Genomic DNA, 15837 nt, shown 5'->3' on the forward strand with positions numbered 1-15837 from the left:
GACAAAGTTGTAATAAAATTATAATTTGTTAATATTCATTTATTTATATATAATGAATGACTCGATTTTTTCTGGCTGCCGCAGGCGAATACCCCGGCTGTTGCAGGTCACCGCGCGGAGGCATGCCGCCCGTTTAAAACCAGGGCATGGCATTCCTCGTTGCGTATATAAACGGGTATGCTTAAGGGAAGCCAATGCATGCACAAGGATAGTTCGATGTAGGTTCACTATTCGGTTTGTTCAGCGGAGGCTTGGTATTTTTCCAGCCGGTTAAATACCTTATTGGTTAACCCTTGTATAGACCTGTTTACAAGTAATTGATTTTAAGTGCGTTGGAATTTTGTTTGCACTTTGTTCGCAGTTTGTTTGCCCTTTTTGACCCCTTTTCCTTGCACCAGCTGGCGGCCAAAGGTACTTTTGGCGTCAGCATTTGAGCCACGTTTTAATTTCCACTTCCACGCATATGAAAAAATTACATGAGTTCCCGTTCAGCGGGCGGTCGCACCCACTGGTGCCATCTGCCCCACACTGTATGCTTCCCGCACCCGACATTGATTTATTTCACAAAAAATTGACTGTAAAGCATATGAACATGCGCAAATTCCTCAGCATTGTGCTGCTCGTATTCACCGTCTTTGCCGGCATCCCCGCTGCATTTGCGCAAGGCCCGGTTGTAAAGGGCGTAGTGATCTCGGAGCAAAATGAGCCTGTACCCGGCGCCACTATCATGGAAGACGGCACTTCCAATGGCACCAGCACCGATCCGCAGGGCCGCTTTACCCTCCACGTATCAAAATTTCCCGCTACGCTCACCGTACGCAGCGTAGGATTTACCAACCGTGCCGTGGCGGTAGATGCCCAGCACACCAACCTCCAGGTGATCCTGGCGCCCAGCTCCAAGCAGCTGCAGGACATCGTGGTGATTGGCTACAGTGCCCAAAAGAAGGCCAACCTGCTGGGCGCTGTGTCTTCCATTGACACGAAAGACCTCTCTAAAACGGCAGTGACCGGGGTGGCAAACCTCCTCCAGGGCCGCGCCGCCGGCGTGCAGGTAACCAGCGCCAGTGGCGATCCCCGCTCTACCGGCACGGTGGTGATCCGCGGCGTAGGCAATATCCGTGGCATGTCGCCCCTGTACGTGGTGGACGGTGTGCCGGCCATTGGCAATACCGGTTTTAATATGAACGCCCGCGATATTGAAAATATCCAGGTGCTCCGCGATGCATCGTCTGCCGCCATTTACGGCGCCCGCGCTGCCGGTGGGGTGATCCTCATCACCACCAAGAAGGGCGCCCGCAGGGAAAAAATGAACGTGGACATTTCCCTGAGCAATGGTTTCACCCACGGCACTTTCTTACCTAAGCTGCTGGGCACACCGGAATATAAAAAGGCCTGGGCTGCCATCATTCCCACTGCTACCACATGGAGTGATTCGGTGAACACGGATTGGGTGGATTACCTCTACCGCACCGGCAAGGAACAGGACTACAATGCCTCCATCAGCGGTGGCAGCGACAAGCAGAACTTTTATGTATCTGCAGGCTACCGCCGCGTGGACGGCATTGTCTACAACTCCTGGTCTGAACGTTACAGCCTGCGCGTGAACAGTGACTTTGACCTGGGTAAAAGAGTGAAAATAGGAGAGCGCCTCAACCTGTATTCTTATGCAGACAACCCACCCACCATTACCGGTACCGCGGCCAATGCCTATGCACTGCCCTTCCGTTCTTCCCCCATGATGCGGCCCAAGAACGCGGACGGCTCCTGGGGCGGCCTGCCGGCTTCCGGTAACTACAACGGTGGTAACTGGGCGGCTTATGTAAATACAACGAACCGCCGCTACAACGGCCTGGAAACAGAAGGCAATGTGTATATAGACGTAGAGCCTATTGATGGCCTGCACGTGCGGGCCACCGGTGGCGGTGATTTCACCACCAGCATGGCCCGCCAGTTTGAAGCCAAATGGTATGTCTCCGGCCAGTCGAACCAGCCCCAGGATAACCTGCGTAAGCAGGCCAGCCTGGCCATGGCATACGTGGGCAACCTTGTAGCTTCGTATGGCAGGAAAGTAGGTGATCATGAGTTTAAAGTGCTGGCAGGTACGGAAGCCAGGAAGTCTTCCCAGGATGATCTTTCGGGTTCTATCTACGCGGTAAACTCCGCCTACTCCGTTCCCGTGATCTCAGATGCTTTCCCGGTGGGCTTTTCAGAGTCTTCTGCCCTGAGCAATGTACCGGGCAATACCAGCGGGCGCTCTTCCGATATGAACTACGGCGTAACCCGCATGCTCAGTTATTTCGGGAAGGTGAACTATAGCTATAAGAACAAATACCTGTTTGAAGCAAACCTCCGCCAGGATATGAGCGACCGTTTTGCACCGAGCTACCGCAAAGGTAATTTCCCCTCTGCGGCCGCGGGTTGGAGACTGACGGAAGAGCAATTCCTGAAGAACAGGTTCCGCGCACTGTCCGATCTGAAACTGCGCGCCAGCTACGGCAGCCTGGGTAATGATGGCGTGGGCAGCTACGTGTACATTCCTTCCCTTGCCAATTATGATAAAACACAGTTTAACGAACTACCCGGCACCGGTTCTGTAAGCGGCTGGGGCATAGGCCGCGTGGCCAATGAGTCCATCCACTGGGAAACGGTGACCACCACCAACGTGGGTGCAGACGTAGGCCTGTTTGACAGCAAGCTGAATGTAACACTGGACTACTACATCCGCGATACAAAAGACATGCTGTACCAACGCAGCCTGCCCATCAGCTCCGGCATGATCAACGGCCACTCCGCATCCGACAGTTATGCGCTGGATATGAACCTGGGTAAAATGAGGAACACGGGTTTTGAATTTACCGTGAACTACAATAACAACTTTGGTAAGCTGGGTGTGAACGTTGGTTTTAACGCAGCCTTTAACCACAACAAGCTGCTGTCCTTCGGCGGGGAAAACCTGCCCATAGACGCGGGCTCCGCCGGTGAGTACTGGTCTGGCGCCGTGGCCCGTACCCAGTTGAATGCGCCCATTTCCCAGTTCTTTGGCCTCAAAACAAAAGGCCTCATCCCGGATCAGAAAACCATGGATGCGCTGAATGCAAAAGCACAGGCCAATGGCAATGCGTACTGGTATGCAGCCGGCTCTGGTCCGGGCGATATCTGGTATGAAGACCGGAACGGTGATGGTGTGATCAATGATAAAGACAGGACCGTGATCGGCAACCCGCTGCCCAAGATGACCTATGGCTTTAACATTGGCCTCACCTACGGCAGCTTTGATCTCGCTGCTTTCCTTAACGGGGTGTATGGCAATGATGTGTATAATGGCATGGATGGTTACTACAAGAGCATCTACAACGACTTCAACACCACCAGCCAGGTATTCAACAGCTCCTTTATGTATGGCAATGGGTTGACCAGCCAGCCCAGGTTTGGTTACATCAATGGCAATGCTTTCCAGTATGACCCGAACGGTAACTACAAGAAGATCTCTGACTTCCACGTACAGAAAGGCTCTTTCCTGCGCCTGCAAAACCTGCAGGTGGGGTACAATCTCCCCGGCGCGCTGCTCACACGGATGAAGATAAGACAGCTGCGGGTGTACTACAGTGGACAGAACCTGTTTGTGCTGACCAAAGTGAAGAACGTGGACCCGGAAGTAGGCTTTGCCGGTGCTAACTCCAGCGCGCTGGCACAGGGTATTATTTCTGCGGAAGTGTACCCGAAAACAAGACTGCATTCTTTCGGAGTTGAATTTGGATTCTAACCATTCTATCAGGTAAAAAAATTACGATCAATGAAACGCCACATAATAAAACTGTCTGCCATCCTGGGTTTGAGCGCATTGCTCTTTGGGTGCAGCAAGAATTTTGTAGATGAGTCAAAGCCTTACAACGTATTGAACCCGGACATTTTCCCGGAGAATATGGCGCAGGTGGACTACTTCCTTAATTCACCCTATGCCAATATCCACAGCGTGGAGCTGTTTGGCTTCTCTGACCTGGGCCGCTTTTTTTATAACCTGGACCACACGGGCGATGTAGCCTGGCTGGGTACCAGCGAGTGGAATGAACTGCAGGTGCTGCATGTCACCGCGGCCAACAGTTATTCCGGTACCCCGTGGAGAGGCCTGTACCGCGGTGTACAGCAGGCCAGGACCTTTATAGACCAGATAGTGCCCAACTACCGCCAGAAAAAGGGGAGTGGCCTGTCTGCCGCAGACACACTGGCCCTGCGCTATAAGCTGGGCGAGGCTTATTACCTGCGCGCCTGGCATTATTTCTTCCTGATGAATTTATACGCACAGGATGTGGTGGTGAAAGGTAATGGAGACAATACCGCCCCCGGTGTGATCCTCTTTACTTCAGATATTAAGATAGGCGACCGTGCAGACGAAATGCGCGCCCGCAGCACCGTGAAGCAGTGCTGGGATTACATCATTGCTGACCTGAAAGCCTCCATGGCACAGCTTACAGACCCCAATGGCGGTAAGAAGACCTGGACCGGTGCAGACAAAGGCCGCATTGATTATTATGCAGCGGAAGCCCTGCTGGGCCGTGCGCTGATGTATGAAGAACGCTGGATGGAAGCGCGGGACCTGTTCCTGGATATTGTGCACAATTCCGGCAAGTCTTTAATGAGCTTCCCTGATTATTACAACATGTGGAATGGTAATCCGCAATATTCCTATACCGAAAATAACAACACGGAAGCCCTGCACCAGATCACCATTGTAAGATCAGGTGATAACGCCATGGCCGGCCCTTCTACCGCGTCTGCCGTAAGCCTGCTCTTTACTCCTTTCTTTGACAATGGTGCACCAGGTGGAGCTACACCAGGCTACGGCAACATGTTTATGCACGACCGTAACCTGGGCCGCTTTGGTTTCCCGCAAAACTATTACCCCACCATGCAAGGCCTGGGCACGCCCGCCCGCACAGTGGCTACGGCTTACGTGGATTCCTGCACACACATGAAAAACCTGAAGCGTTATGCAACGGACCCCGATCCACGTTTGTGGGTAAGCGCTTACCAGCCCTGGGTAGATTCTGTAATGAACAATACCACCAGGGCAGCCATCCTGCCTTATGGCGCTGGTACAGAAACAGAATACCAGCTGAATGCCCAGCAACCCGCAGATGTGATCAAGCATGGCTGGAGCCTCCGCAAGTTCAACCTGTATGATATGCAGGCCAGCCAGAACCCGCGCATGCATGGGGCCGACTTCTACTTTACCCGCCTGCCGGAAGTGTACCTGAACCTGGCGGAATGCTACTGGAAAATAAGCGGTAACAACGCAGATGCAAATGCGCTGGACTATATCAACCGCGTGCACCGCAGGGCATGGAACCGCCCGGATGCTGCCGGCCAGGATGTAGACTACACCACCATTACAGACGGATCCAGGATCACCAAGGCGCAACTGCATCCTAACACGGCGGATCCTTCTTTCACAGATGCACTGTCGCTCAATGCGCTGTACTATGAAACCTGGGCCGAAACATTTGGCGAAGCAAAATGGTGGTTCAATGTAAGAAGGTGGTCTCTGGGGCCCAATGAAGCAAAAGTATATGAGAAAAGCAGGGCAGGCGCCATCACCTGGAACACAGATGACCAGTATGCGCTTCCCATTGTACAAACAGAAATAGACCGGAATGTTAATTGTGCGCAGAATAAGGGTTATTAATAAATGGCAAAGCAGGGCTGCAGCCCTGCTGCTGCCTGTACTGCTGCTATCCGCCGCCTTTAAGCCCGCTAAACACGTGGTGTGGCTGGATGAACTGGATCTGTCAAACGTGGACCAGTCGGCAGGAAAGGCATTGGCAAACCAGTCTATGTGGAAAACACCCTTGTTGATCGCGGGAGAAGCGTTCAGCAGGGGTGTTGGCACACATGCAGAAAGTTTTTTCAGGATCCGCCTGGATGGGAAAACCACGGCGTTCAACGCAAAGGTAGGCCTGGATGATTCCCCGCCGGAACATGAACTGAAACAGGCCAGCGCGGAATTTATGGTGATAGGCGATGGGAAGGTGTTGTGGCGCAGTGGCGTGATGCATGGCAGGGACAAAGCAAAACCGGTGGCGGTTGCTACGAAAGGTATTCATTCCCTGCTACTTTATGTGGACCATACCGGCGACGGTATTTCCGGCGACCGGGCAGACTGGGTAGACGCCAGCTTTGAAGTGAATGGTGCAGCCCCCGTGTCTGTAAAGCGCACGCGGGAAAAGGAATACATCACTACACCGGTTGCGGGGAAAAGCCCGGTTATTAACCCACCTTATGTATATGGTGCGCATGCCGGGCATCCCTTTCTTTTTACGGTGCCCGTTTCCGGCGAAAGGCCGCTTACCGTAACCGCTACCGGCCTTCCCGAAGGTTTGAAACTGGACAGCAATACCGGCATCATTACCGGCAGCGCAGTAAAGGACGGAGATTATAAGGTGGCTCTGGTGGCGCAAAACCGCTATGGGAGTGCTACGCAGCAACTCATGATCAGGATCGGCCGTACCATAGCGCTCACTCCACCCATGGGATGGAACAGCTGGAACGTGTTTGGCGCCAGCGTGGATGACCAGAAGATCCGCGATATGGCCGACGCCATGGTGAACCTCGGGTTAACACAATATGGCTACAGCTACATCAACATTGACGACGGATGGCAGGGCCATCGGGGTGGAACGTACAATGCCATTATGCCCAATGAGAAATTTCCAGATATGAAGGCGCTGGTAGACTATGTGCATGGCAAGGGCCTGAAGATCGGCATCTATTCATCGCCCTGGGTGCAAACGTATGCCGGCTACACTGGCGGTAGTGCGGATACCAGGGAAGGGAAAGTGATCAACGCATCGCGCCGGTACGGCGCTTTCTCCCTGGTGAAAAATGACGTGCAGCAGTGGGCCAGCTGGGGCTTTGATTATGTAAAATATGACTGGGTGACCAATGACATTGCCCACACCGCGGAACTTCAATATTTGCTGGCGCAATGCGGCAGGGATGTGGTGTACAGCATTTCCAACGCAGCGCCTTTTGAGCTGGCGGAAGACTGGCGCAACCTTACCAATGCGTGGCGCACCACCGGCGATATCCACGACTCCTGGTGCAGTATGACCACCATTGGTTTCCTGCAGGACAAATGGCAACCCTATGCCCGGCCCGGAAGCTGGAACGACCCGGATATGCTGGTGCTGGGAAAAGTTGGGTGGGGCAAGGACCTCCACGCCACTCACCTTTCACCGGATGAACAATACACCCACGTAACGCTTTGGAGCATCCTGGCAGCACCCTTGCTGGTAGGATGTGACCTGAAGCAGGTGGATCCGTTTACCCTCAGCCTGCTCACGAACAGGGAAGTGATCGCGGTAGACCAGGACCCCGCCGGCATACAAGGCAAACGCATCCTGGGCAACCGTGAAAAGAAAACGGAAATATGGTCCAAACCCTTGCAGGACGGGACATTGGCCGTAGGCCTGTTTAACCTGGCGGACGATGCGCAATCCATTACCCTGCATTGGAATGACGTGCAGTTAAACGGTCCGCAGCAACTGCGCGATCTCTGGCGGCAGCAGGACCTGGGTGTACAGAACGGCCAATATGCGGCAACGGTGCCGGCCCATGGCGTAGTGTTTTTAAAAATGAAACCGGCAAAATAGGAAACATGAAAAGCAACATCCATTTCAGCGCCATTATCATGTTATTGTTAATGAGCTTATGTGTGAAACCCGCGCGGGCCCAGCAGCACCTGGACCTGCCGCTATGGCCGGAAAAAGCCGGCACGGAAGACTATGCGGATGCAAAGCTCCAGGTATTTATCCCGGAAAAAAGCAACGGCGTAGCCGTAATTGCCTGCCCCGGCGGAGGCTATGCTTACCTGGCATTGGAAAAAGAAGGGACCAATTTTGCGTCCTTCTTTAATGAACAGGGCATTGCACTGATCGTATTGAAATACCGCCTGCCCAAGGGCCGTGCGGGTGTGCCGCTGGCGGACGCCCGGCGTGCACTGCAGCTGGTGCGGGAGCATGCAGACCAGTGGCATATTGATAAAAACAAAGTGGGCATCATGGGCTCCTCTGCCGGTGGCCACCTGGCCGCTACGGCCAGCACCCATTTGAGCGGGGAAGAGCGGCCTGCCTTCCAGGTCCTGCTGTACCCGGTGATCTCCATGGAAGAAGGGCTTACCCACGAAGGTTCCCGTAAATCCTTGCTGGGAGAGGCTCCTGGCGCAGCGCTGGTAAAGGAATATTCCAATGAACAACAGGTAACGGAACAAACCCCGCCTGCTTTTATAGCAGTGAGTGATGATGATAAAACGGTATCATCGCTCAACAGCATCCGTTATTACGAAGCGCTGCATGAAAAGAAAGTGCCGGTGTCACTGCACATTTACCCCACCGGGGGACATGGCTGGGCGCTGAATGATTATCGTTACAAACCCGAATGGACGGCGGAATTGAAGAAATGGCTGCAAACCTTGTCGTGGGCTCACTGACACGGATATACGGCGTAAATGACAGATGGTACATGATAGTAGTATTGAAGAAATATGTAAGCGCTTTACTAATGAGCGTGGCACTGGCCGGCAGTGCCCGGGCACAGTCAGGAAACGGAAACCTGCAGCCGGTGGCGGAAATAAAAAAGATAGGCGATAAGCTGATCAGGGAAACCCCCTTTGCCTACCGGCTGGTGGTACCAGCACGGAACCCCCGCTTTAACGGGCTATGCTTTGTAGATTTTGGAAAAAATTTTGGCACCGGGAAACCCGCGGTGGCTTATGCTTTTACCCAGCTTACGGTAGCAAGGGATACCACGCTGACCATTGAAATAGCGCACAACGATGCCTGCAAGGTATGGTGCAATGGACAGCTGGTGTATGAAAAAAGCGGTCACCCGGATATTGCCATTGAGCGGGATGAAAGAAGCATGGCGCTGCCGGGCTCCTTCCGCGTGCCGCTGCACCAGGGGAGTAATGACCTGCTGGTAAAGTCCGCCACCAGTGGCAAAGCATGGTGCGTGTTCCTGCAGCCACCCAGTGAACAGGATGCGGTGCTGGCCGTGGCCAGGGAATACCCGGAGCTGGGCCTGCAACACACGCGCAATGTGGATACCAGCGTGGCCGCAGTGAGCAACTGGTTGCTGGCAGGCCCCTTTGCACCCGGCATTGACGGGGTACACGCGCCCGAAAAGGAATTTCGCTTTGGGTACATGTACCCCGGGCTTACCGGGGCCGTGACCTGGACCATTCCTAAAACAGATGTGCTGGGGGATGTGATAAACGCACGCCCCTGGGGCACCACCTATCAGTGGAACTACCACAACGGGGGCGTGGCCTGGGCCATGCAGCAGCTGGGAGAAATGACCGGTGAAAAAAAATACGATCAATGGGCTACTCACTTCTGCGACTTCCAGATGGAAGGCATTCCATTCGTAGACTACCAGGTGAATAAGCTGCGGGCCTATAATGCGGCCAATGCCATGGTGATCAACTCGAAACTGCTGGACTTCACCCTGGCGCCCTCCCTGCCGCTCATCTACCGCCTGCGCAAAGAGAAAGGTTTCAGGAATGAAGCGGTGTACCGGGATTACATTGCCAGGATGATGGACTATGCAAAGACCGGCCAGCTCCGGAGCCCGGGCTATACTAACTATGCCCGTACCACGCCGGAGGTGTACACCGTTTGGGTGGATGATATGTTCATGGGCATTCCTTTCCTGGTGCAGGCAGGCCTTTATGCCAATGATGCAGCGCAGCGGAAATGGTTCCTGGACGATGCCGCAAACCAGTTGCTGGACTTTACAAAACAGGTATGGGATAAGGACGCACGCCTGTTCATGCATGCCCATTATTCCAGCCGCCCCCAGGTGAAGCTGCCTTACTGGTCCAGGGCCAATGGATGGGCCATCTGGGCTATGACGGAAGTGCTGATGGCACTACCGCCGGAACATCCCAGGTACAAGGCCATCCTGGCACTGTACCGCGATTTTTCCAGTTCCCTGGTGCGCTACCAAAGCCCGGAAGGGTTCTGGCACAACGTGATCAACCGGGATGATTCACCGGTGGAAGTATCCGGCACGGCCATCTTTACCATGGCCATGGCCAGGGGAGTAAGAATGGGATGGCTGGATAAAAAGAAGTTTACCCCGGTAGTGGAGAAGGGCTGGAAGGCCACGGCGTCTGAAATTGACGATGATGGCACCGTACACAAAATATGTGTAGGCACCATGTGCTCAGAAGATGTGAACTATTACATGCACCGGCCTTTTTATGATGACGATACGCATGGTTCCTTTGCCGTGATCTTTGCCGGGATGGAAGTGCAGAAAATGTTGGACCAGCAGAAAAAACAGTAAGATGGGAAAAAGACAGTTGTTGCTGGCGGTGCTATGCGGGTTGTCTGTCATAGCCTGTGCACAGCAAAGTGATATCCTGGCAAAGTCCCGCCCCTTAAGCAAAGCAGCCATTACTCTGCTGAAACAGGAGCTGGTGGAAAGCGATGCACACTATGATGCGGAAAAGAAGATGACCTGGACCGTGACGAAGGAAAAGCACTATCACAGTGACCTGGACAGTGGGGTGCGCGTGCATGACACGCGGGCTTCCATTCAGTATGCCGCCGCTTTGCTGCATACGGAAGATGTTGCATCCAGGCAGCGGGGCATTGATATCATCAGGGCGATCTTACCCCTGCAGGAAAAAGATCCCCAACGGGCTTTCTGCGGGGTGTGGCCTTATTACCCCGAAGATCCGCTGCCGGGCCGTAAAGCGCCGGTGGACTATAACTGGGCGGATTTTATGTCGGTGTCACTGATAGATATTGCACGCAATGCAAACGCCCACCTGGACAAGGCATTGCAGGCGCAAATCAAAGATGCCCTTATCCTGGCGGCCCATGCCATCATGAAGCGGGACGTAAAGGCAGATTACACCAATATCTGTATCATGGGTACTTACGTTTGCTACGTCGTGGGTGCGCTGTATGACCAGCCAGACATCAGCGCTTACGGCAAACATAAGCTGGCCTATTTTTATCAATACACGAAAGCAAACAAAGGCTTTACGGAATACAACAGTCCTACCTACACCGTGGTGGCCATGGACGAAGTGCTGCGCATGAAACAGGTGATCATCAACCAGGCAGACAAGCAGCTGGTGGATGAACTGTATACACTGTGCTGGCAGGTGATAGCCCGGCATTTTCATCAGCCCTCCGGGCAATGGTGTGGCCCTTACCTGCGGGCTTACAATGACCTGCTGACACCGGCGTTGAAGCAGTTATTTTTCTATGCATCCCAAGGCAGGATCAACCTGCCGGGCGATTATCCCCGCCAGCCCAGCGTACTGGTGCCGCATGAGATCCCGGCAGGTCTTGTTCCCGCCTTTGTGCAACAATCCTTGCCCGGCGTGCGCGTGGATACCTTCGTAGCCGGCAGGTTGCAGGTACCAAACCGGGTGGTGTATGCTGATACCACGCTGGGCGCAAGGGATGTAACAGGCAAGCTATATGTGCATCCCCAATACGCCCTTGCCTCCGCAAACCAGGGATTTCTCTGGAACCAATGCCGGCCGCTGATGGTGCATTGGGGCACGCCAGAACAGCCGTCCTACCTGCGTTTGCGCTTCCTGCATGATGGGTACGACCTGTCTGCCGCATGCATTAAAAGCGTGCAGGATTCCTCTTCGCTCTTGTCTATCCTGAACATAGCTACTGATGGAGGGGACAAACATCCTAACATAGACCCAATAAAGCACGCCATGCTTCCCGCTACAGACTTGCGTTTGCGGCTGGAGACCGGGGGCAATACCGGCGCAGCGGCATTCACCATTTCCTCCACTGACAACAATGAACTGTTGTTTACCGCCGGTTCCCTGCAGATGCGTATACAGGTGCCGTATTGCAATTGGGATGGCCTGCAGGGGCATTGGGAAACGGGGGGCGATGGAAACAGGAAATGGGCAGACTACGTGGTTTATGCCGGCCCTGGAAAAGTGTTTGACCTTGCTGCCATGAAAGCAGCCGTGATCGGCCTTTCACTCCATGTGTTAACCCCTGATAGCCCGGCTGGCCGTGACAGTATAGTTGCGGTCAACGATGGAAAATACCTCCGCTTGTCGCGCAGGGGAATGGCCGTAAAGGCGCTGCAGCAGCCTGCGGAAGCATTCCGTATTAAAAACGATTTTGAAACCGATGTGAAATAATATGCGAATAAGACCTTTATTATTGGGAACCATTTGTCTTTTTGTGATGCAGGCCGCCATGGGCCAGATGAAAGAGCCTCAGGACTGGCTGGGCTATGAGCAGGTATTGGGCCTGAAGAATGGCCTGAGAAGTTACGATTACGATGTAAACCTCATTTCATCCTCCGCGCCGGCAAACGTGTTCTGGCCGGGAGACCCTGTACGCCTGCAGTTCCAGCTGGTGAACAATACCAACCAGCCCATTCATGCAGATGCTAAAATATACGTGATCCGCTACGGCACCCGGGGCATTCCCAACGATATCTGGCTGCCCCAGATGGTAAAGCTGGATTACGAAAAAGTAGTACCTGTGAAACTGGACATTAACCCTAACGGGTATACGAATACTTCCCTGAGCGTTGATGATATTAAAGCATACGGGGGCTACGCAGTGGTGTTCGACCTGGGTAAGAACGGGCGCCGGCTGGGCACCAGCTTTGTGCTGAGCATGAAGCCCTCACCGGTGAAGATGCAGTATCCCAGGCAATCACTGGACTACCTGGGGGTGGACTTCCTGCAGCGCATGGGCGTACAGTCCATCCGCTATGGCGTGCCTTACATGGCCACTACCAATCCAAACTACCAGGCCTACCGGCAGGAGCTGAAGCGCCTGATGAAGAACTTCAAGGATAACAACATTACGGTGATGCTCATGTTTGGCGAAGGGCAAACGGCCCAGTCCATGCCATTGGGGATTAGCCGGCCCCACCTGGATAGCAGTGGCAAATTCCTGCGCACTAAACAGGACCTGGCGTGGATGCCGGACATGGATGAAGACTTTAAAAAATACGTAAAGGAATTGTGCATGGACTTTGGATGGCCCAATGGCCCGGTTACATCGCTTTGCCTCTGGAATGAGCCCTGGGAAGGATCTTCCATTTCCGGCTGGCAGGCAGACATGCTGCGCTACCGCGAGATCTATACCAAGATGGCGGAAGCCGTGCTGGAAGCGCGCAAGGAGGGAAGGGACGTGCTGGTAGGCGGTGGCGATTCCAACTCCAACGCATTGGATAAATTCTTTGCCGATGGCACCCAGGACATCCTGCCCATTTTTGATTTCCTGTCTATCCACTACCAGGGCATGGAATCGCCGGTGCTGTATCCTGAGTGGAACAAGCGGAAGGACTATAAAGGCAGGGTAAAGATCTGGGATACAGAAAGCTGGGTAGGCAATACCGACGATCGCATAGGCCCGGTAGTGGCGGCCAACCGCTCCGCGGGCTACGACCGCTCCATGGGCGTATACGGCGGTTACATGTACTCCGGCGATCCGCACCGCTCCGCGCAAACCATGACCATCCACACACCTTATGGCCTGGAAACCGTGCCCAAACTGCACAACACCTGGTCCACCGCGGCGGCCATGGGCGCCACGCAAAGCTTCATTGGTGACCGGGCGTTTAACCGCCTGCTGTTCACCAACGGCCTGCCCTGGGTGATGCTCTTTGATGGTTATAATAACAACAAGGAGGATGGCAGCATTGTAGTAACCGGCGATCTCGGAGATGCCTTTGGCCCCGCGCGCATCCTGTTCCGCAATGTGCGCAGTATCACCGAAGCAAAGAAGCGCCAGCAGCTGTATGCACGCCTGGACACCGCTACAGATGAAGCCGCGCGCAAAGTCATTACCACCGAGCTGGCCGAATATCATCCCATTACAGATGGAAAGATGATCGTGAAAGCAGATCCTGCTTTCCTGCTGTATGATTTTTATGGTAACAGCATCCCCCCGCAAAACGGGGTGTTCACCATTCCATTGAACTACCAGGGTTATTTCCTGCGGGTAAATGGAACGGCCAGCGCATTCAATAAACTGGTGGCCGCCGTGAACAATGCGCGCATAGAAGGTTATGAGCCGCTGGAGATCATCCCCAAAGACCTTACAGCGCCCATTGCCACCAAACCAACCATGGAACTGCAGTTGACCAACATCCTGAACCGCCCTGTGAAAGGGAAACTGCAGGTATCCCTGGGTGGACTGCAGCTGGCCTACCCGGAAACAGTGGCGTTGAAACCCCACGAAACCAGGACCATCCAGGTGCAGGTAAAGGGGGGCGAGGCAAACAAGGAAAATAACTACCCCCTGCAGGCTTATTTTGATGCAGGCAGCGATGGCTTTGCCGCGCACCGGGAAAACATGCATGTGAATTACATTGCTAAAAAGACTATCCGGGTAGATGGAGACCTGAGCGACTGGGCAGGCTGCATTCCGGAAACGATCAAAGGCACCGGCAAGGCCAGTATATCCATAACAGAAGCTGCATGGCACCCCTACGAAAATTTTGATACTACTGCCGATGGCCTCGCGAATACTTACACGGCCTATGACGACCAGTATTTTTATTTTGGCGCCAGGGTGGCAGATAAAACGCCGAACAAAGGCGCGCCCCGCTTTGCAACGCGGGATGATGACCAATACTTTTATCCCGATACTTCCTATATGCAATCCCTGTATGCCATGCAATCTGTGCTGGTAAAGCAACCGGCCAGTGCTGCGGATACAGGAGCCCTGCAACTGCCCGGTGGTGGCCGCGCGCTGAATTACTTTGAGAATACCGCCACCACGCGTTCCATCGGCATGGACATAGACCTGCCGCTGGACAAATACACCCGCACGGCTTTGTATTTCCCTGGCGTGAACCAGCGCAATGTATCCGTGGTAGTGTATGACCGGGAGAGCGGCAAAGAATTACTCAGCACCAATATTGAAAACTGCTGGAACGGTACGTACCTGAACCTGGACCTGGCCGGCAAGCTGCGCATCCGCTGCTCCGCCACCAGCTGGGATGGCTGGAGGAACACCACGAAGCTGGCAGGAATTTTCTTTGACCGGTCCGACAAGGTGATGGATGCAGGTAATGCGAAGACCGGTGCCGCCATGGTAAGCAAAGACTTTGATACCCGTGGCAACTGGACCGGTGTGTATGGCAAGGCAGGTTTTTATCTGCCCGGTGCAGCATCCTCCCTGGCCGCAAATGTGCACTGCGCGCCGGTTTCGCAGGACGACCTGGTGACAATGGTGTGGCCCAAAGGCGTGCGGAAATTCTCTTACCGTAAAACCGGTACCCTGCCGGATGGCTCTACGGGCGAGCGGTTTGATAACATACTGATCGCGTTTAACGTGATCCCCATCGGAGAAGACGGGATGGAAGCCTTCCCCAAAGGCACCATGCCGCGCTACACCGGTTACAAATGCAGTGACTATGAATATGCCCTGAATACCGTTGCCAGTGAGTATGGTGGCGGGTTTGAGATCTGGCGCCTGCTGGTGCCGGGCATGCCCCGCAAACACTTTTTCCCGCGACAGCCTAAATCGCCCTACGATGGGCCGGTGAAAGATGGCAAGCTGGTGACCGTGCGCAAAGGCAATACCCTCTTTACGGAATGCGCCATCCCGTGGTCAGAGATCCCGGATGTGAAGCGCGTAATAGACAAAGGCGGCAAGGTGAAATTTTCCGTAAGGGTCAATGACGACGGCGCCCCGGCAGCCTGCATGGAGCTGGCCCGCGACCGCAGCGTATCCAAGTTGAATGCCCGTGCCTTCCATCCCGACTGGAAAGAGCACTGGGCTAACGAAGTGGAATTTGGTGTAGAAAAATAACCTAGAA

7 protein-coding genes are annotated in these 15837 nt (G+C 54.0%); all 7 read left to right on the forward strand.

Going from position 1 to position 15837, the window contains the following annotated elements; all coding sequences use genetic code 11:
- Positions 1 to 592 precede the first annotated feature (592 nt).
- Genes DCC81_RS21525 through DCC81_RS21555 form a run of 7 tightly spaced genes read left to right on the forward strand, consistent with a single transcriptional unit; the run spans position 593 to position 15830 of the window.
- The gene (locus DCC81_RS21525; RefSeq protein ID WP_165806688.1) at positions 593 to 3763 is read left to right on the forward strand and encodes a SusC/RagA family TonB-linked outer membrane protein; all 3171 of its coding nucleotides are present in this window, start codon (positions 593 to 595) and stop codon (positions 3761 to 3763) included.
- Positions 3764 to 3793: 30 nt separating this feature from the next.
- Positions 3794 to 5683: a RagB/SusD family nutrient uptake outer membrane protein gene (locus DCC81_RS21530; RefSeq protein WP_108688738.1), complete on the forward strand. Its 1890-nt coding sequence runs from the start codon at positions 3794 to 3796 to the stop codon at positions 5681 to 5683.
- The gene (locus tag DCC81_RS21535; RefSeq protein ID WP_108688739.1) at positions 5652 to 7649 is read left to right on the forward strand and encodes an NPCBM/NEW2 domain-containing protein; all 1998 of its coding nucleotides are present in this window, start codon (positions 5652 to 5654) and stop codon (positions 7647 to 7649) included. The genes DCC81_RS21530 and DCC81_RS21535 overlap by 32 nt, the downstream gene beginning before the upstream one ends.
- A gap of 5 nt (positions 7650 to 7654) precedes the next feature.
- Complete coding sequence (locus DCC81_RS21540) at positions 7655 to 8485, forward strand: alpha/beta hydrolase (protein WP_108688740.1); 831 nt, start codon at positions 7655 to 7657, stop codon at positions 8483 to 8485.
- Positions 8486 to 8517: 32 nt separating this feature from the next.
- Positions 8518 to 10344: a glycoside hydrolase family 88/105 protein gene (locus DCC81_RS21545; protein ID WP_108689280.1), complete on the forward strand. Its 1827-nt coding sequence runs from the start codon at positions 8518 to 8520 to the stop codon at positions 10342 to 10344.
- 1 nt (position 10345) lies between these two features.
- Positions 10346 to 12190: a hypothetical protein gene (locus DCC81_RS21550; protein ID WP_133177760.1), complete on the forward strand. Its 1845-nt coding sequence runs from the start codon at positions 10346 to 10348 to the stop codon at positions 12188 to 12190.
- Position 12191: 1 nt separating this feature from the next.
- Positions 12192 to 15830, forward strand: a complete 3639-nt coding sequence (locus tag DCC81_RS21555) for a DOMON domain-containing protein (protein ID WP_205686399.1) — start codon at positions 12192 to 12194, stop codon at positions 15828 to 15830.
- Positions 15831 to 15837 lie beyond the last annotated feature (7 nt).

Source organism: Chitinophaga parva, assembly GCF_003071345.1.
Lineage (GTDB): Bacteria > Bacteroidota > Bacteroidia > Chitinophagales > Chitinophagaceae > Chitinophaga > Chitinophaga parva.

What these genes read in the sequence shown, in the direction of transcription:
- DCC81_RS21525 (WP_165806688.1), top strand. Translation starts at nt 593, where the DNA reads ATGCGCAAATTCCTCAGCATTGTGCTGCTCGTATTCACCGTCTTTGCC.
- DCC81_RS21535 (WP_108688739.1), top strand. Translation starts at nt 5,652, where the DNA reads ATGTTAATTGTGCGCAGAATAAGGGTTATTAATAAATGGCAAAGCAGG.
- DCC81_RS21540 (WP_108688740.1), top strand. Translation starts at nt 7,655, where the DNA reads ATGAAAAGCAACATCCATTTCAGCGCCATTATCATGTTATTGTTAATG.
- DCC81_RS21530 (WP_108688738.1), top strand. Translation starts at nt 3,794, where the DNA reads ATGAAACGCCACATAATAAAACTGTCTGCCATCCTGGGTTTGAGCGCA.
- DCC81_RS21550 (WP_133177760.1), top strand. Translation starts at nt 10,346, where the DNA reads ATGGGAAAAAGACAGTTGTTGCTGGCGGTGCTATGCGGGTTGTCTGTC.
- DCC81_RS21555 (WP_205686399.1), top strand. Translation starts at nt 12,192, where the DNA reads ATGCGAATAAGACCTTTATTATTGGGAACCATTTGTCTTTTTGTGATG.
- DCC81_RS21545 (WP_108689280.1), top strand. Translation starts at nt 8,518, where the DNA reads ATGATAGTAGTATTGAAGAAATATGTAAGCGCTTTACTAATGAGCGTG.